The organism is Polaribacter sp. Hel_I_88, assembly GCF_000687935.1.
Lineage (GTDB): Bacteria > Bacteroidota > Bacteroidia > Flavobacteriales > Flavobacteriaceae > Polaribacter.
Genome location: NZ_JHZZ01000001.1, coordinates 2,231,758 through 2,251,626 on the forward strand (window position 1 = coordinate 2,231,758; position 19,869 = coordinate 2,251,626).

The window sequence follows — 19,869 nt, forward strand, 5'->3', positions numbered from 1 at the left end:
TTTTTTAAATACAATAAAGTATTTAAAAACAAAGCAGTTACTTTATAGGATACTCTATATGGTAAAGTTTCGTTTTTTTAAAAAAATATATGTTTATGATTACGAAACCAATATTGAACCTTTAACGTGGCTAGGGGGGATTAAAAAAAATACAAGTTACTTAGGTAAATTTGAATTTTGTTTTCTAAATATTACCCATAAATTTGAAGATAAAATCGATTGGAATTATGATAGTTACGGAAAACTATGGACGTATAATCTAAACTATTTCGACTTTTTAAATCAATCTTATATAAAACATTCTGAAGCATTAATGCTAATGTACAATTATGTGGAGAGTACTCAAGAACTAAATGATGGCATAGAACCCTATCCAATATCACTTCGCTGTATCAACTGGATTAAATATCTATCCAAAGAAAATATAAAAGATAATGCGATTAATAAATCATTGTACAATCAATATTTAAGACTGTTAGATAGTTTAGAATACCATATTTTAGGAAATCACTTATTAGAAAATGGACTCTCACTATTATTTGGAGCATACTATTTTAAAAACGATGTTTTTTATGCTAAAGCAAAGTATATTATTGAGTGTGAATTAGAAGAACAAATCAATAATGATGGAGGTCATTTTGAGCTTTCACCAATGTACCATCAGATTATTTTAGATCGCCTTTTAGATTGTATTTCTTTAGTCAAAGAAAATCCGTGGAAAGAGAATTTTGAATTACTAACTCTGATGAAATTCAAAGCCACTGAAATGTTGAGCTGGTTAACAGAAGTTACTTTTAAGGATGATACCATTCCAATGGTAAACGATAGCGCATTTGGAATTGCACCAAATACATCTTCTCTAGTGAAATATGGAAAAGAGCTTAAAATATTTCCTCTCAAAACGCAACTTTCAGATTCTGGATATCGAAAATTTACAAGTGATTCTTATGAATTATTTGCCGATGTTGGAGAAGTTGGTCCAACATATCAACCAGGACATGCACATGCCGATACCTTCAGTTTTATATTACAAACAAACAAACCTTTTATTATAGATACAGGTTTGTCAACATACAATATGGGGGAAGTTAGAGAAAAAGAAAGATCTACCTTATATCATAATACAGTAACTATTAACGATGAAAACTCTTCAAAGGTTTGGGCAGGATTTAGAGTTGCAAATAGAGCAAATGTAACGATTGAAAAAGATGAAAAAAATGAATTAATAGCTTCGCATAATGGTTACAAAAGCAAAGGCGTTAAACACAAAAGGAGTTTTGGCATTGGTGTATCTGAAGTTTTGATTAATGATTTCATTAACAAAGACATTGAGGCACAAGCGCACTTCCACTTTCATCCAGATTGTAAATTAGAGGTAAATTTGTCAAAGTGTGAAGTAAAAGCTGATGGTATTACAGTTACTTTTTTCGGCTCTAATCATATAAAACAAAATACATATCAATATGCCCTAGGTTATAACAATAGGCTTGAGGCTGATAAGATTACAGTTACATTTAGAAACTCATTAGAAACCAAAATTAAAATAGAAGTTTAATGACCATAGTATATTTTTATCAGTATTTTACAACACCTAAAGGTTCTTACGGTACTCGTGTTTATGAGTTTACCAAAAAGTGGGTAGAAAAAGGACACAATGTAATTGTGGTAACTAGCGTATATGCAAAATCAGATATTAGAGCAACAAAGTTTTTAGAAACACAAAAAGTTGACGGAATTACATTAAAGATTATCAATGTTACCATAGATAACAAACAACCTTTTTTAAAAAGAATTTATACATTTTTAGTTTACAGTTTTTTCTCCATTTATTATGCATTCACATTAAAATGCGATTTAGTAATATCTAGTTCAGGACCCATCACAGTAGGACTTCCTGGATTGATTGCCAAGATATTTAGAAGAAAAAAATTTGTCTTTGAAGTAAGAGATTTATGGCCAGAAGGACCGATAGAATTAGGAGTTTTAAAAAATAAATTCATTCAAAAGATGTCTTATTCTTTTGAAAAGAAATGTTATCAAAACTCAAGTTTAGTTGTCGCACTTTCACCAGGAATGAAATCAAACATTACAGATAGGTTTCCAGAAACAAATGCAATTTCTGTAACAAATTCGGCAAATATAGAACTCTTCTCATCTCCCAAAGAAGAAATAACACATCCTCAACTTATTGGGAAAAAGTTTGCGATTTATAGTGGTAATATCGGTTTAGTAAACAATTCTGAATTGCTTTACAGAGCAGCAAAGAAGTTAAAAGAACATGGAAGAGATGATATTGTGATTGTCTTAATTGGTGATGGACAACAGAAAGAAGAAATTATGAAGAAGTCGGAAGGATTAGATACGATTCTTTTCTTAGGATTGATGCCAAAAGTTGAATTAGTGAATTATGTAAAAAATGCTTTAGTTTCTTTAATTCCTTTAGATGACACTCCTATGTTGTCTACATCTTCACCAAACAAATTATTTGAAAGTATGGCGGCCTCAGTTCCTGTTATTCAAACAACTACAGGGTGGATTAAAGAAATGCTTGATGAAAGTAAAGCTGGTTTTACGGTTAGCCCAACTGATGAGAATGAATTAGTAGATAAATTAATATTTTTAGCAGATAATAAAGCCGTAAGAAATAATATAGGGAGTAGAGGTTTCGAATTTGCTAAAAAAAATTATGATAAGGATCTTTTATCCTTAAGGATGATAACAGCTTTAGAACAAACCCTAGAAAGCAAGTAATGATGGATTATATATTGATTTTTATTATTATATTTTTTTTAGCTTTTTATTATAAAAAAATAGCCTTAAAATTTAACATTATTGATAGTCCTAATCATAGATCTTCTCACACAAAACCCACCATAAGAGGTGGGGGGGTTATTTTTACAGTCGCAATTTTATTGTTTTATTTTTTCAATAATTTTCAATATCCTTTTTTTGTTTTTGGAGTTTTGATGGCATCCATTATTAGTTTTTTAGATGACATCTATACGTTACCTTCAAAAATTCGATTTCCAATTCAGATGTTAGCAGTTTTTCTAATTTTATTGGAGGTTGGATTGCCTTTTAGCCCAATATACATTTTTGTATTTAGCTTATTCTTTGGAGTGGGTATTGTGAATATGTTCAACTTTATGGATGGCATTAATGGAATTACAGGTTTGTATAGCTTGGCTACTTTGTCAGGGCTATACCTTATAAATGCTCAAGAACAACTCATCAATTCAGATTTGATCATATATACAGCTATTTCCTTACTTATTTTTGGTTTTTATAATTTTAGAAAAAAAGCACTCTTTTTTGCAGGCGATATTGGAAGCATCACTATTGGCATGTTATTATTTTTTATAGGGCTGTATTTTACCTATGTTTTAGCATCTCCTTTAATTTTATGTACAGTAATCGTATATGGTGCAGATGCAACAATTACTTTGTTATATAGAAAACTATGTACCAAAGAAAGTGTGTTTGACCCTCACAGGCACCACATCTATCAAAAATTAGTTCATATCAAAAAAATAGCGCATTTAAAAGTAGCTTTAGGATATGTTATAATTCAGATGTTGATAAATGTAATTGTATTGAAGTCTTACAGGTTAGCTTTGCAAACCCAACTTTTTATCTTTATTGGATTGGTATTTTTATTTGTTGTAAGCTATATTTTTTTATTTTATAAATTAGAAAAAGCTAAGAAGGATAACTGCCAATAAAATGAAAATAATTTATTGTAATTTAGCAAAAATTAAATCTATATGTTAAGAAGTTTTTTTTTAAAAACCTTAAATAAATACGCCTCTAGATGGTTGGTATTAGGAATCGATGTGTTGCTAGTATGCTTTTCTTTTTTACTAGCCTATATCATTCGTTTTAACATCACATTTAATTTTAATACGGATCAATTTCTAGTGCAAATTCCGATTATTATCATAGTGGCTTTGGGTAGTTTTTTAATGGTGGGCTCTTATAAAGGAATCGTAAGACATACGGGTACCAAAGATGCTTTTAATGTGTTTTTAGGCATCACCATTTATGTGTTATTACTAACGTTTATTGTCATTATCAATCAGTTATTCAAACTCAGTAGTTTTACCATACCTATTTCTATCATTGTCATTCATTATTTTGTTTCGGTTTTTATCCTCATCATTAGTCGCTATGTGTTTAAGGCATTTTATGATGTGATTTCTACAGAATTGAATACCATCAGAAATGTGTTGATTTTTGGGGCTGGAGAAGCAGGTATTATTACTTATGGTGCCTTAAGTAGAGATAAAAAATACAATTATGATATTTTAGGATTTATCGATGATGATGCGAATAAAATTAATAAAAAAATTGACCGCATTAAAATTTATGATTTTTCGAAAATTGATCAAGATTTTGTCAAGAAGTATGATTTAAGTGAAGTGATTATTTCTACGCAAAAAATAAGACCATCTCGTTTATTGGAGATTACAGATAAATTGTTATCCTTAGCCGTTGAAATAAAAATTGTACCTCCTTTGGTAACTTGGATTGATGGAGATTTACAGGCAAATCAAATCAAACAAGTAAATATTGATGATTTATTGAACCGCCAACAAATTTTAATCGACAATCCTATTGTTAAAAAAGAAGTCACGGATAAAGTAGTGCTAGTCACAGGAGCAGCAGGGTCTATTGGAAGCGAACTCTCGAGACAATTAGCCTCTTATAATTTGCAGCATCTGGTGTTGGTAGACCAAGCAGAATCTGCCTTGTATGATTTGCAACAAGAATTGCAGCAAAAAGGAATCACCGGGTTTACGGCTTTGGTGGCAGATGTTCGAGATACAAAAAGAATGCGAGAAATATTCAAGGAATTGCAACCTCAAAAAGTCTTTCATGCAGCTGCCTACAAACATGTGCCTTTAATGGAAGACAGTCCGTATGAAGCGATTAAAATTAATATCTTTGGTACCAAAAATATTGCAGATTTAGCGATTAAATACAAAGTAGAGCGTTTTGTGATGGTCTCTACAGATAAGGCTGTGAATCCTACCAATGTGATGGGGGCTACCAAAAGAGTGGCAGAAATGTACATAAGTTGTTTGAGTAAACAACAAAAGAAAACAAAATTTACTACCACGCGTTTTGGCAATGTGTTAGGCTCTAATGGTTCGGTAATTCCGTTATTTAAAAAACAAATCGAACATGGTGGCCCACTAACGGTGACGCATAAAGAGATTACCCGTTATTTTATGACCATTCCAGAAGCCTGCAGATTGGTGTTGGAGGCCGGAACTATGGGGAAGGGAGGAGAGATTTATATTTTTGACATGGGCGAATCTGTTAAAATTTATGAAATGGCAAAAAGAATGATTTCTTTATCGGGTTTGCGATACCCAGAAGACATAGCTATTAAAATCACGGGCTTGCGCCCAGGAGAGAAATTGTATGAGGAATTGTTAGCAACAGGAGAAGACACCATAAAAACCTATCATGAGAAAATTATGATTGCTAAAACTCAAAAAATTAATGACAGCACTATTTTAGCATTGATAGAAGAATTGGCTTCACAAAAAAATAAATTATCGAGTTCAGAAATCGTAAGTAAATTAAAAGCGTTGGTGCCAGAATACATCTCTAACAACTCAACATTTGAAAAATTAGACAAAGTTCTTTAAACTTAAAAATTTTACAGTATTTTCGCAAAAAAAATAAATATGAATACAACCTTTAAAAATTTTTTTTTTATTTCTGTTAGTATTGTACTCCTTTCTAACTGTGTTTCGAAAAAAGATATTGTGTATTTTCAGTTTGATGAAATAGATCAGTCTAAAGTTTCTAACAAATACCTGACTTTTTTTAAACCAGATGACTTGTTAGAAATCACCATTTCAGCAAAAGATGTGGATGCCGTAAGACCCTTTAACTTATCAGCGGTTACCTATTCCACCTCATCAAATTCAGCCATAGGAGTTGCTCAAAAGCAAACCTATTTAATTGATGCGGATGGTGAAGTAGAGATTCCTATTTTAGGGAAGATTAAATTGGGCGGTTTGACCAGAGAAAATGGCATCGCCCTTTTAAAAGAAAAATTATCTCCTGATTATATCATCAATCCTCATATCAATATTCGGATTGTTAATTTTAAAATATCTGTGTTAGGGGATGTTGCAATGCCTGGCAATTATGTAATTCCGAACGAGCGTATCACCATCATCGATGCAATTGGTTTGGCAGGAGATTTAAATATTTCTGGGAACAGAGAAAATGTGTTGGTGATTCGTGAAGAAAATGGTATGAAAGTGAAATACAGGATTAATTTGTTATCCAACGATACCTTTATTTCTCCTGTGTATTATTTACAACAAAATGATGTGGTGATTGTGGAACAAAATTATGCAAAGATCCAATCTGCTTCCGCTAATACAAATACAGGTTTATTTATATCCTTAACTGCTGTTTTAATAGGATTATTAAACATACTAACAAGATAAAATGGAAGCATCTAAAGAGAATTTTATTGCGAACCAGCATACAGATACGGACACAATTAATATAAGAGAAGAGTTAGAAAAGTATGTCATCAATTGGAAGTGGTTTCTTTTAGCAATACTTATTGCTTTATCAGGCGCTTTTATCTATTTAAGATATACCATCCCTACGTATACGGCCACTACTTCTATTTTGATAAAAGATAATCAAAAATCAGGCATATCCTCGGAATTGGCTGCTTTTGAAGATTTAGGAATTATTGGAGGTGGGTCTTCTAATAATCCAGAAAACGAAATTGAAATCTTAAAATCCAGAAAAATAATTGGTAAAGTTGTTGATGAACTTGATTTAGAAATTTCTTATTTCACAGAAGGTAGGGTAAAGAAAAGTGAAGTGTATACAAGCAAGCCTTTAGCAATAACGTTTGTAAGTAAAATACCTTCGTATGCTGCAAAGGATACTATGTTTATCATTACGATTGTAGACAATGAAAAAATTGAATTTCGAACCCTTGAAGATGAAGTAACATCCGTATCTAATTTTAATGAACTCCATGAGAGTTCTTTTGGTATTTTTAAAGTACTACCTAATGCAGGTTCTAGAGATGATTTGAAGGGAACAAAAGTAACTGTTGTAATAAGTAAAAGGGATCGTGTTATTGATCGTTACAAAAACAGAATACAAATCAATTCCACAAATAAAAATTCGAGTGTCTTAAATTTAAGCTTAACAGATGTTTCAAAAGACAAAGCCGAAGACATTTTAAATGAATTAGTAGCGCAATACAATACGGATGCGATTAATGATAAAAATGAAGTTTCTAAAAAGACAAAAGATTTTATTGAAGATCGTTTGCAAAGTGTAGGAGTCGATTTGTCCTCCATACAAGACGATGTAAAAGACTATAAGACAAAATTTGGCATCACAGGGTTATCGACTGAAGGGGAAATGATTTTACAAGAAATCTCTGAAAATAAAGCGAGCATTATTGAGTTGAAAAATCAATTAAGTTTAGCAGCTTGGATAGAAGGAAAGTTAAGTAAAGGTACCAAAGATAATGACGTATTGCCTGCCAATGTAGGGTTTTCGGATCCTATTATTTCTGAAGCTATTGAAAATTATAACACCTTAATTTTAAGGTTGAATCGATTTAATGATATTGCAGGTCGTAAAAACCCTGAGTTGATCGATTTACAACAGCAAATTGAAACGGTAAAAGCGACATTACTGGCCAATATTAGTAATGTGAAAACTTCGTTTCAATTGCAGTTAAATGCATTGAATAAACAAGCTGCAAAAGTGAATTCAGAAGTATCTTTGATTCCCACTATTGAAAGAGGGATGATTGATATTGAACGACAAAAAATTATTTATGCTGAATTGTTTTCCTATTTATTAAAGAAAAAGGAAGAAACCGCGATTTCTTTGGCAGTAACAGTTCCGAATGCCAAGATTATAGATTATGCTTATGGCAATGGAGTGCCAGTATCACCCAAAAAGAACATTATCTATTTAGCAGCATTGTTGATTGGTCTTATTGTTCCGTTCGGCGTTATTTATATTAAAAATCTATTAGACACAAAAATACATTCTAGAAAAGATATAGAAGAGTTAACGACGATTCCTTTTTTAGGCGATGTGCCACATTCTGATACGGATGAGAAAATTGTCATTAGTAATGATTCAAGAACGAGTACTGCAGAAGCTTTCCGATTGATCAGAACCAATTTAGATTTTATGTTGCCCAATTTTGAGAGTGGTTTAGGGAAAACAATCTTTATCACTTCTACTACCAGTGGAGAAGGGAAATCTTTTATCTCGATTAATTTAGCGGCAGCCTTATCGTTGTCCAACAAAAAAGTACTATTAATGGGGGTGGATTTAAGAGCGCCTAAAGTCACCGAATATTTAGGGATTCCAGAACGTAAAGGAATTACCAACTATATTACCAATGAATCTTTAACTGCGAAAGATATTACATTTTCAATCCCAGAAATAAAAGGCTTGGATATTATTGCTTCTGGAGTGATCCCTCCAAATCCTGCTGAATTATTGCTTGGAGACAGAATTAAGCAGTTATTTGAGCAAGTAAAAAAGGAATATGATTTTATCATTGTAGATACAGCGCCTGTAAATTTAGTAACCGATACTTTCTTAGTCGCTAAATACGCAGATATGACCTTATATGTGTCTAGAGCGAATTACCTAGACAAAAGAATGCTAAAAGTTGCGCAGAACCTCTATAATGAGAAGAAGTTACAAAATATGGCGATTGTGCTCAATGATACTGATATGACGAGAGGTTATGGCTATGGTTATGGCTATGGCTATGGGTATGGTTATGGGTATACGGATGTTGTAAAGAAACCTTGGTATAAAAGGATATTTTAAGGAAATTTAGTTTTTTATTATAGCGAAGGCTATGAATTTAAAAAGATTAGTTGAATTTATCCCGATTATTATCGGGATTTTTTTTTGAAATCAAAAGAAATGAGTTTTTATTTCTAGGAGGTACGATTGAAGCGATCTGTATGGCGTAAAATTGACGTCATTGCGAGGAGGTACGACGTGGCAATCTGTAGGTTTAATTTTCGAGTTTTCATTAACAGATTACTTCGTCCTACCGTCTTTATAAAGACGTATAGCTGTTTTTTATTTTCTTTACTTTTTTCCATTGATGACCCTTCGACTTCGCTCAGGATTATAATAACAAAAAAATCTAGACTTATTTTAATTTACTTGAATTCTACAAGCTATTACACTATCGTGTCCAGACCGTTTCACTGTGTTGCACTCTTTGAACACCTAGCCGTTTCATAGTTTTTGAATTGCTACGAAAATGAAAAGTATGTCGGGTTTAGAGTTATATTTATATTAGTTAATTGAATAATAAAGGTTGGTTACGTATAAAAATAGAATAAACGTCATTGCGAAGGAGGTACGACGTGGCAATCTTTTAGTGAAGAAAGCCTATTAATTTTTTACATTAACTAGTTAAAAGTATATTTTTTCTTTTCTCTATTTTTCTTTTCCATTGATGAAAAGAAACAAAAATCTAGACTTGAACTTTCAGCGGTCAAAACTATTTTCAAATCCTAAAATAAATGAACTCGCTGCGCTCAAACAGCATTTATTTTTACGGATTCTTCAAATGTTTGACACTCGCCTCCAAGTTCTATGTCGGTTTGCAGTTAGTAATTTACTTTTGATTTCTCTTAATTTTTTATATAAAGTTTTTGCGAAGGAGGAATGACTAAAGCAATCTTGTGATGTAGCATCCCTACTAAATTTAGGATACCCAACAATAAGATTGCTTCGTGCCTCGCAATCACGGTTTGTTAAGGGCGTTTGTTTCTTACACTAAAAACTGGACTTCACTTTAAGAGTTATGTTGAACAAGTTTTAGTATCGAGTAAATGGTGATGGTAAATCTCATGAATTGGAATGATCAACGATATGATTGCTTCGTGCCTCGCAATGACGCTTTTAAGGCAAGAGGTTAATGAATGCTACATAAACTGTCAGTTCAAGCGCAGACGAGAACTATGGGTTTGCTAAATATAGGTTTCGACTGCGCTCAACCTGACAACTATATTTAAATTGTTTATTTTTTTAAATAATTTTTTATTGCCCTTTTTTTAATATTAAGATAGCGCTAAATATAATGATGGTAATATTTTTTCAGTTTGAGATTTTATTCTCTGTTTCAAGATAGTTTTTTTCGAAGTCTTTTTAGATGAGTATACCTGCACTTCGACAGGCTCAGTGTGACTTTGTTAGTTTGAACTGTTTTTTCGTTAAAATAAAATATATTTTAATTCTTTTAACGATTGCCCGTCTGATTTTTCCGAAAACTTTATAGATGATTAAATCTGCACTTCGACAGGCTCAGTGTGACCTTGTTGATTTTTAATTAATTTATCTTTAAAAGATGTGGATATTATGTTTTTAAAGTACTAAAAATAACAATTTAAACTTTTTATAAAATAATCTCTACTGACAATGAGTTTAACGTATGTCAGTCTGAGCTTGTCGAAGACCTTTAGATTAGTTAAGTTTTCACTTCGACAGGCTCAGTGTGACCTTGTTAGTTTGAACTGTTTTTTCGTTAAAATAAAATATATTCTAATTCTTTTAACGATTGCCCGTTTGATTTTTCCGAAGACTTTTAGATGATTAAATCTGCACTTCGACAGGCTTAGTGTGACCTTATTGATTTTTAATTAATTTATCTTTAAAAGATGTGGATATTATGTTTTTAAAGTACTAAAAATAACAATTTAAACTTTTTATAAAATAATCTCTACTGACAATGAGTTTAACGTATGTCAGTCTGAGCTTGTCGAAGACCTTTAGATTAGTTAAGTTTTCACTTCGACAGGCTCAACGTGACTTATTTAATTTGAACTGTCTTATCATCAAAATAAAATAAATTTTAATTCCAATTCATCTAATGTATATTAGTTGAGTTTTCCCTCTCTTTTCAAGACAGGCTTTGTCGAAGATTTTTAAAAGATATATTTTGATTCTTCGAAAAGTTCAGAGTTTAATTATGAAGTGTTATTCCATTCTTAAAACCTGTGATGTATTTAGATTGCAGATCTATATTTATTGGATAAACTTTTTATTGTTGTTTAGTAATGCTTCAACTTTACTCAAATTCTTTTTGGTTGCGATGGTTTTTAAAAGCTGTAAATGATTTAAATGGTGTGTATCAGTTCCCACAAAGTCATACAAGTTTTCTTTTAAAAGCCGCTCGCTGGTTTTTTGAACTTCGCGTCCGTAATTATTGGTTAAAGACAATAAATTGAGTTGAAACAAACAGCCTGCTCTTTTTAATTTTGTAAATTCTCTAAAATTATTGTGATAACTATTGTAGCGTTCTGGGTGGGCTAACACAGGTTTGTATCCTTTTAAACCCAATTGGAATAAAATGTCATACAAATTATTGGGTGGACTGAAATACGACATTTCTACCAATACCAAATTGTCTTTTAAGGTAAGGATATTGCCTTTTTCTAAAATAGCAGAAAATTGTTCATCCATCATATATTCTGCAGCAGCTGTAATAGAGATGTCTGTGATATTTCTTTTTTTGAGTTCGTTTTGTACTTCCGTTAATTTGGCTTTGATGATTTCTGGAGTATTCGGATATACATCTCCTAAAACATGAGGCGTAGTGATAAAGTTTTTAATTCCGAAAGAGGCCATTTTTTGAATCAAGTCTATAGAATCATTCAAATCTTTGGCACCATCATCAATGCCAGGTAATAAATGTGAGTGAATATCGATGAAGTCTTCAGGGAAAAATTCGTTTAAAGGAATCTCTTTACTTTTAAAAAAAAACATGTTTATTGATTTGTTACAAATTTACGATTTTAACAATCATTGCAAGAAAAAAATAATATTAAGATATGAGATTGATTCGTTTAATTTCATTTTTGTCTTCTTATCCCCAATTTTGTCATCCTGAATTTATTTCAGGATCTCATCCAAACCATTATGAACAAAAGACCCTGAAACAAGTTTAGGGTCACGTTGAAATTGTTATTTAGAGGATTACTGAAGTTAAAATGTATTTTAATAGAAAGTAGTTCGGGTAGCGAATACGAGAAACCGAGAATTTTTTTTTAATTCTAATACTTTTTGCTTGATCAAAAAGTATTCAAAAAATCAAGACTCACTTTTATTTTTCTTAAATTCTAATTTCCATTCCACTATCGCGTCCAGACCGCAAGCTCTTTGGACGCTTGCCGCTTCATAAAAATTGAATTTCTACGAAAAATAAAATAGGTCGATAACTTGTGTTTATTTAATTTTGGAAATGGGCATTATTTATTTTATTGTAAATAACACTTGATATGACAGTTGTAATTGCTTTATAATATCTCGACAGGCTCTTGAAAATACTCAAGACCCTGAAACAAGTTTAGGGTTACAACATTCGGTTGAGCTAGGTTTATTTGGATTTGTTCCATCCCATTTTTGTTGTCCGATTCCGATTTTTGTAATCCATCCGATTTTTGTAATCCAATCCCATTTTTGTCATCCTGAATTTATTTCAGGATCTCATCCAAACCATTATGAACAAAAGACCCTGAGACAAGTTTAGGGTCACGTTGAAATTGTTATTTAGAGGATTACTGAAGTTAAAATGTATTTTAATAGAAAGTAGTTCGGGTAGCGAATACGAGAAACCGAGATTTTTTTTTTAATTCTAATACTTTTTGCTTGATCAAAAAGTATTCAAAAAATCAAGACTCACTTTTATTTTTCTTAAATTCTAATTTCCATTCCACTATCGCGTCCAGACCGCAAGCTCTTTGGACGCTTACCGTTTCATAAAAATTGAATTTCTACGAAAAATAAAATAGGTCGATAACTTGTGTTTATTTAATTTTGGAAATGGGCATTATTTATTTTATTGTAAATAACACTTGATATGACAGTTGTAATTGCTTTATAATATCTCGACAGGCTCTTGAAAATACTCAAGACCCTGAAACAAGTTCAGGGTGACAACATTCGGTTGAGCTAGGTTTATTTGGATTTGTTCCATCCCATTTTTGTTGTCCGATTCCGATTTTTGTAATCCAATCCCATTTTTGTAATTCAATCCCATTTTTGTCATCCTGAATTTATTTCAGGATCTCATCCAAACCATTATGAACAAAAGACCCTGAAACAAGTTTAGGGTCACGTTGAAATTGTTATTTAGAGGATTACTGAAGTTAAAATGTATTTTAATAGAAAGTAGTTCGGGTAGCGAATACGAGAAACCGAGAATTTTTTTTTAATTCTAATACTTTTTGCTTGATCAAAAAGTATTCAAAAAATCAAGACTCACTTTTATTTTTCTTAAATTCTAATTTCCATTCCACTATCGCGTCCAGACCGCAAGCTCTTTGGACGCTTACCGTTTCATAAAAATTGAATTTCTACGAAAAATAAAATAGGTCGATAACTTGTGTTTATTTAATTTTGGAAATGGGCATTATTTATTTTATTGTAAATAACACTTGATATGACAGTTGTAATTGCTTTATAATATCTCGATAGGCTCTTGAAAATACTCAAGACCCTGAAACAAGTTTAGGGTTACAACATTCGGTTGAGCTAGGTTTATTTGGATTTGTTCCATCCCATTTTTGTTGTCCGATTCCGATTTTTGTTATCTTATCCCCATTTTTGTCATCCTGAATTTATTTCAGGATCTCATCTTAATTTGTGAATAAATGACTAATGTACACCGAACATATTCTTAGCATTAAATACCATTTTGTATCAGATAAGTTTTAAACTCTTGCGACAAATAGGGTTCAGTGATTTCATAATCACAATAAAAACAAATAAAAATAATTATTTCTTTACCATAATGAAGAGAGCATATCACAATTATTGGGTTTATATTTTGACAAACAAACCAAATGGGACCTTATATATTGGGGTAACAGGAGGTATAGATGATTGGATGGAACGTCATATAGCTTCTGAAGGAAGTAATTTTACAACCAAATACAATTTGAAAATACTGATCTATTGTGAGGAATTTCAATACATACAAGAAGCAATCGCCTGAGAGAAACAACTTAAAAATTGGCATAGGCAATGGAAAATAAATTTAATAGAAAAAGAAAATCCAAATTGGACTGATTTATGGGATTCAAGTGTTTCTCTTTTGAGAAAGGATGTAAAGGATTAGAATCAAGACCCTGAAATAAATTCAGGGTGACATGGTTAATTGTAATTGTTTATTGGCAAAATAAGAGTATACCAATTTAATTTTCTATTGTTTATGTGTTACTATATATAAGAAATTGTATATCCGCTAATCATCCTATAAACTTTAAAGTGCGTCATTCTGAATTTATTTCAGAATCTATTTAGCTATAAATAAATACTAATTCTTAAGACCCTGAAACAAGTTCAGGGTGACTACTTTGTATGAGGTAGTTTTAGATTCTAAGAACACTAAAAGAGTTTAGACGTCATTGCGAAAGAGGTACGATTGAAGCAATCTGTAATTTTATTTCTCTTTACTTTTTTCCATTGATGACCCTTCGTCTGCGCTCAGGATTATAAAAACAAAAAAATCTAGACTTATTTTAATTTTCTTGAATTCTACATTGTCTTCCATTCACGCACCCAGACCACTACGTTCTTTGGGCGCTTACCATTCCATACAATTTGAATTCTTACGAAAATGAAAAGTATGTCGGGTTTAGATTCTAAAAACACTAAAAGATTTTAGACGTCATTGCGAAAGAGGTAAGATTGAAGCAATCTTTTAGTTTGATATTTTAAATAAATATAGAATACTAACGAAGAGATTGCTTCGTGCCTCGTAATTACGTTTGCTGGAGGTGTTTTTTTAAATCTCAAAAAATGATCATTCTAAAATTTTTAAAGACCTTTTTGATTAATCATATTTTCACTTCGACAGGCTCAGTGTGACATTGTTTATGTTTACTGTTTTAAGGTCAAAACCTGATTATAACATCTTTTTAAGCACAATAAATGAGTATTTAAACTTTTTATAAAACACATTCTAATACCAATGATTCTAACGCATGTCAGTCTGAGCCTTTCGTCTCTGCTCAAGACAGGTTTTGTCGAAGACCTTTATGTTACTCATGTTTTTATTTAGAGGCTCAGTGTGACATTGTAAATTTTAAATGTTTTTTTAATGAGATTGATTTTAAATCATTAGTCTTAGTCTTAGTCTTAGTCTTAGTCTTAGTCTTAGTCTTAGTCTTAGCTCTTGGTTCTTGGTTCTTGCTTCAAAAAGCGAAGCAATCTTGTATTCTCGTTATTTAAAAATACTATAAAACAAGAATAATTATCAACGAAAACGATTGAAGTTTGTGTTTTAGTTGCATACCCAATTTTTTATAATATATTTACTAGATAAAAATAAATGATATGATTTTAATAGCAGATGGTGGTTCTACAAAAGCAGATTGGATAGCTATACATAGTGATAAAAAGGAAGCCTTTAGAGTACGAACTTTAGGATTGAATCCTGCTGTGGTTGCAGAAGATGAATTGACGAATAGGATTGTGAATATGTTTCAGTTAATCAATATCAAAGAGGATGTGACTGAAATTTATTTTTATGGGGCAGGTTGTGGAACTCCTAAACCCACAAAAATTCTTGAAAATGTTCTACAAGAAATATTTATCAATGCTAAAATTAATGTTGCTGAAGACATGTTAGCAGCAGTGTATGCAGCTACTGGTGCTGCACCTGGGTTGGTCTGTATTTTAGGAACAGGCTCTAATAGCTGTTATTTTGATGGGGAACAGGTACACATGAAAACCGCTTCTTTAGGCTATATTTTGATGGATGAAGCTAGTGGGAATTATTTTGGGAAAGTATTGTTAAGAGATTATTTTTATAATAAAATGCCAAAAGCCATTGCCGAAAAATTTAATGAAGAATTTAATTTAGACGCAGATTACATCAAACAAAACTTATATAGAACTCCAAACCCAAACATGTACTTAGCGTCATTTGCCAAGTTTATGTTCGATTTTAAGGAAGAAAAATATATAAAGCGCATTATTAAAAAAGGCTTTCAAGAATTTTTTAAATATAGAATTTTACCTTTCAATAAAACTTCCGAAACTCCCTTGTATTTTATTGGTTCCATAGCTCATTATTTTAGAGAAAGTTTGGAGAAAACAGCCAAAAAGAACGACTTAAAGGTTACTGATGTGATTCAAAGACCTATTGATAATTTGTTAGCCTATCATCTTGAAATGATGGAGTAGGGTTTCGTTTTTCGTTCATCGCTTTTCGTTTTTCGTGAATCGAACCATGAATCACTAAACAGGAACCACGAATCACGTTTTTCGATTACCGTTTTTCGTCCGTCGTTTATTAGTTAGTGCAACCATGTTTAGTTTTTTTGAATCAAAAATCACAATTTTCGTCTCTCGAGTTATTCGAATCGCAAACAACGAGCCACGAAACACGACCAACGAACCATAAATCAGGATATTCGTTTACCGTCCATCGTTTCTCGTTCATTGTTTTTCGTCAATCGAAAATAGAAAAACGGATAAAGACCAACGACCAACAAAACAGTTTTTTTGTTAATACTTTGTTTAAAAGTTGATGATATTGTAATTTATTGTTTAGTTTAAGCATTAAGCATTAAGCATTAAGCATTAAGCATTAAGCACTAACCACTAACTCACAACCAACGATCATCGAACAACGAACCACGACCAACGAATCACGACCAACGACTAACGAACCACGCCCAACGAATCTAAAATCCTTTCTAAACGCATTCCTCTTGAGCCTTTGATTAATATGTATTGGTTTTCTAGAGGATTTTTTTTGAGATAACGTTCAAAATCGTCGAATGTTTTAAATTGTTGTGCGTCTGTTTTTGATTGATAAAAAAGTTCACCCACAAAATAGCAACTTTCGAAATGGAACGAATTTGCAAGATTTACAATGGCTTGATGTTCTTGTTTGCTGTCTTCACCAAGTTCAAACATATCACCAAGAATGATTGTTTTTTTCTCATGTTTTATAGCAGCAAAGTTCTCTAAAGCCACTTTCATGCTCGAAGGATTTGCATTGTATGCATCTAAAATAATTTTATTTGTGTTGGTTTCAATTATTTGAGAACGATTATTTTTTGGTGTGTAACTTTCAATGGCTTCCTTGATCTCAGTTTTTGAAACTTTAAAATATCCTCCTATAGTCATGGCGATTGCAATATTCGAAAAGTTGTAATTTCCGATTAAATTACTTTGTATGGTGCTATCTTTATAAGAGATTTTTACAAAGGGATTTGCTTCCAACAACTGTATGTCATCATTATTTATCGCAATTGTTTTGATGTTTTTCGTTTTTTCAGTCTGTATGGCATCACTAGGATTTATAAAGGCAATTTTATTGTTCTTTTCTAAGAAGGTGTACAATTCACTTTTTCCTTTAATTACGCCTTCAATTCCACCAAAACCTTCTAAATGTGCTTTGCCAAAGTTAGTGATGTAGCCAAAATCAGGTTCGCAAATAGCTGCTAAAAATTCAATTTCTTTTTGATGATTTGCGCCCATTTCTATAATGGCGATTTCATGCTCGGGAGTTATCGATAAAAGCGTTAAAGGCACACCAATATGGTTGTTTAGATTTCCTTTTGTGGCCAAACAATTGTGTTTTTTGCTCAATACTACATTGATGAGTTCTTTGGTCGTGGTTTTTCCATTGCTACCTGTTAAACCAATTACAGGAATTGTAAGCTGTTTTCTATGGTACTTGGCTAATTGTTGTAAAGTGTCCAACACATCATCCACCAAGATTATATTTTCTTGTGTTTGATAGGTTTTATCATCAACAATCGCATAAGAAGCTCCTAGTTCTATTGCTTTTTCAGCAAATTCGTTTCCGTTAAAATTGTCGCCTTTTAAGGCAAAAAACAAGGTATTCTTGCGAATGTTTCTTGTATCCGTATCTACTAAAAAATGCTTTGTATAGATTTGATAAAGTGCGGGTATATTCATTTCTTGTGTATAAAAAAAAAGGCTGTCTCAAAAAGTATTAAATCTTGTCATTCTGAACATGTTTCAGAATCTTAACATCTTGATAATTAAATGCTAAAAGAACCTGAAATAAATTCAGGTTGACAAAAAATTTACTTTTGAGACAGCCTCTTGAATTTGTAACTATGTTTTATTATCTGCTAGGATTTCTAGCCGATTTTTTGCCTGTTCCCATAGGTCCTAATTTGTCAGACACACATCTAAAACCAATGTAATTGGTCGCCATATATTCTGGCAAATATCTTCTTTGTGCAGGATCTAACCAATATTCTCTGTCAGACCAAGACCCTCCTTTATACACTCTTGTGCTATTACTAATTAATGTTGTTCTATTTTCAGCATCATTTACTAAAATTTCCTCTCCTGTGTTAGGATCAATTTCTTTGGTTGGTGCTTTTGGTGAGTTGTACATGCTAGGTACTACTTTATCTTCGTCTTCCTCAAAAAAGCGAGAAGAATTGGCATCACCATCACCAATATCAGTATTGTCAGCTACCATAAAGTTTCTTCTTAACATCACATCATCTTTTGTGATAGGAATGTATTTGATGGTTCCTGGTAATTGTTTTGCTACGATATTTCCATTTGGTAAGGTGTCATAATCTACTTCAGCAGCTTGGTCATTAGCAGCAATGACTACATTTCCTTCTTCATCAATCATCTTTTTAGTAAAGATATTTCCTCTAAAATAATTAAAGTCATTCGCTTCACTATCAATAATAGGTCTATACACATCTGCAACCCATTCAGCCACATTTCCAGACATATCATACAAACCAAATGCGTTTGGAGGATATGATTTTATTTTATTTGGAATATCAGCACCATCAGAACTCCAACCCGATAAACCACTGTATTGTCCTGGCCCTTGTTTAAAGTTTGCTAACTGATCTCCTTTGTGTCTTCTGCTTTTATCTCTAGAATATTTACCATCCCAAGCATATTTTTTTCTACCTCTAATGTTGTTGTATTCTCTATTTTCTATATTTGCTTTGGCAGCAAATTCCCATTCAGCTTCTGTAGGTAATCTAAAACTTTGTACTAAAATACCATCAGATCTAGAAATTTTTCTTGCTCCTTGAAATTCATCTCTTCCTGGTCTTGGTTCCCCTCTTTTTCTAACAGCTCTTCCAACACCTCTTCTGTAAATTGTAGAATCTCCTTTAAAAACTTTATCACTATTCGCTAAAAAAGCCTCTGTATCAAAAGGAATTTTAACAGAATCAATTTCAAATACATTTTTAATGTGTCCTTTATCAATTAAGGTTTTTAAGTTGACAACATTTGTTCTCCATTTACAATATTCATTGGCTTGCAACCAGCTAACACCTACTACAGGATAATCTGCATATGCTGGATGACGAAAATAGTTTTCCGCTAAAATATCTGTATTTCCTAAACTTTTTCTCCAAACCAAGGTGTCTGGTAAAACTGAATTATAAATATATCTATAATTTTCTTCTGAAGGATTGTACAAATCTTTGGTATACTCTGCATATAAAAGATATTCTGAGTTAGAAACCTCAGCTTCATCCATATAAAAAGAACGTACATGAATTTTTTTAGGAGTTGTATTCCAATCGAACATCACATCATCTTGCACTTGTCCCATGGTAAAAGAACCACCCTCAACACCAATCATTCCTGGAGGTGTTTTCTGTCCATCAAAAGAATTATTTCTAATGAAATTCCCGTTTTTTGGATCATTAAAATTTAAACCAGTTAATGTAGATTTGTTAGCATTAGATCTATTACAATTAGCGAATAACAAGGCTGTTACCGCTAATAAACTTATTTTAAATATGTTTTTCATTTCCTAATTTAAAATTGATAGGG

The 19,869-nt window shown here is 31.8% G+C and carries 11 protein-coding genes; 8 read left to right on the forward strand and 3 right to left on the reverse strand.

Going from position 1 to position 19,869, the window contains the following annotated elements:
• Window positions 1–58 precede the first annotated feature (58 nt).
• Genes P161_RS0110065 through P161_RS0110090 form a run of 6 tightly spaced genes read left to right on the forward strand, consistent with a single transcriptional unit; the run spans window position 59 to window position 8,862 of the window.
• Window positions 59–1,555 (forward strand): alginate lyase family protein, encoded by a 1,497-nt coding sequence (locus P161_RS0110065; protein ID WP_051605715.1) that lies wholly within the window; start codon window positions 59–61, stop codon window positions 1,553–1,555.
• Window positions 1,555–2,751, forward strand: a complete 1,197-nt coding sequence (locus P161_RS0110070) for a glycosyltransferase family 4 protein (RefSeq protein ID WP_026776872.1) — start codon at window positions 1,555–1,557, stop codon at window positions 2,749–2,751. Before P161_RS0110065 ends, P161_RS0110070 begins: the two co-directional genes overlap by 1 nt.
• A complete protein-coding gene (locus tag P161_RS18360) occupies window positions 2,751–3,722 on the forward strand; it encodes a glycosyltransferase family 4 protein (RefSeq protein WP_051605716.1) in 972 nt (323 codons plus the stop codon). Before P161_RS0110070 ends, P161_RS18360 begins: the two co-directional genes overlap by 1 nt.
• A gap of 42 nt (window positions 3,723–3,764) precedes the next feature.
• Window positions 3,765–5,657 (forward strand): nucleoside-diphosphate sugar epimerase/dehydratase, encoded by a 1,893-nt coding sequence (locus P161_RS0110080; RefSeq protein ID WP_026776873.1) that lies wholly within the window; start codon window positions 3,765–3,767, stop codon window positions 5,655–5,657.
• A gap of 39 nt (window positions 5,658–5,696) precedes the next feature.
• Window positions 5,697–6,473: a polysaccharide biosynthesis/export family protein gene (locus P161_RS0110085; RefSeq protein WP_026776874.1), complete on the forward strand. Its 777-nt coding sequence runs from the start codon at window positions 5,697–5,699 to the stop codon at window positions 6,471–6,473.
• A gap of 1 nt (window position 6,474) precedes the next feature.
• Window positions 6,475–8,862, forward strand: a complete 2,388-nt coding sequence (locus P161_RS0110090; RefSeq protein WP_036841388.1) for a polysaccharide biosynthesis tyrosine autokinase — start codon at window positions 6,475–6,477, stop codon at window positions 8,860–8,862.
• Between the two features lie 2,217 nt (window positions 8,863–11,079).
• Here P161_RS0110090 and P161_RS0110100 read toward each other — a convergent pair.
• Window positions 11,080–11,820: a tyrosine-protein phosphatase gene (locus P161_RS0110100; protein ID WP_036841390.1), complete on the reverse strand. Its 741-nt coding sequence runs from the start codon at window positions 11,818–11,820 to the stop codon at window positions 11,080–11,082.
• Between the two features lie 2,026 nt (window positions 11,821–13,846).
• Here P161_RS0110100 and P161_RS19905 point away from each other — a divergent pair.
• The gene (locus P161_RS19905) at window positions 13,847–14,050 is read left to right on the forward strand and encodes a GIY-YIG nuclease family protein (RefSeq protein ID WP_231494729.1); all 204 of its coding nucleotides are present in this window, start codon (window positions 13,847–13,849) and stop codon (window positions 14,048–14,050) included.
• Between the two features lie 1,343 nt (window positions 14,051–15,393).
• A complete protein-coding gene (locus tag P161_RS0110115) occupies window positions 15,394–16,245 on the forward strand; it encodes an N-acetylglucosamine kinase (protein WP_026776878.1) in 852 nt (283 codons plus the stop codon).
• 480 nt (window positions 16,246–16,725) lie between these two features.
• Here the strand turns inward: P161_RS0110115 and murF are convergent, their stop codons facing one another.
• Window positions 16,726–17,994, reverse strand: coding sequence for a UDP-N-acetylmuramoyl-tripeptide--D-alanyl-D-alanine ligase (murF, locus tag P161_RS0110120; RefSeq protein WP_026776879.1), 1,269 nt, complete (start codon window positions 17,992–17,994; stop codon window positions 16,726–16,728).
• A gap of 172 nt (window positions 17,995–18,166) precedes the next feature.
• Entirely contained in the window at window positions 18,167–19,846 is a 1,680-nt protein-coding gene (gene gldJ, locus P161_RS0110125) for a gliding motility lipoprotein GldJ (protein WP_026776880.1), read from the reverse strand.
• Window positions 19,847–19,869 lie beyond the last annotated feature (23 nt).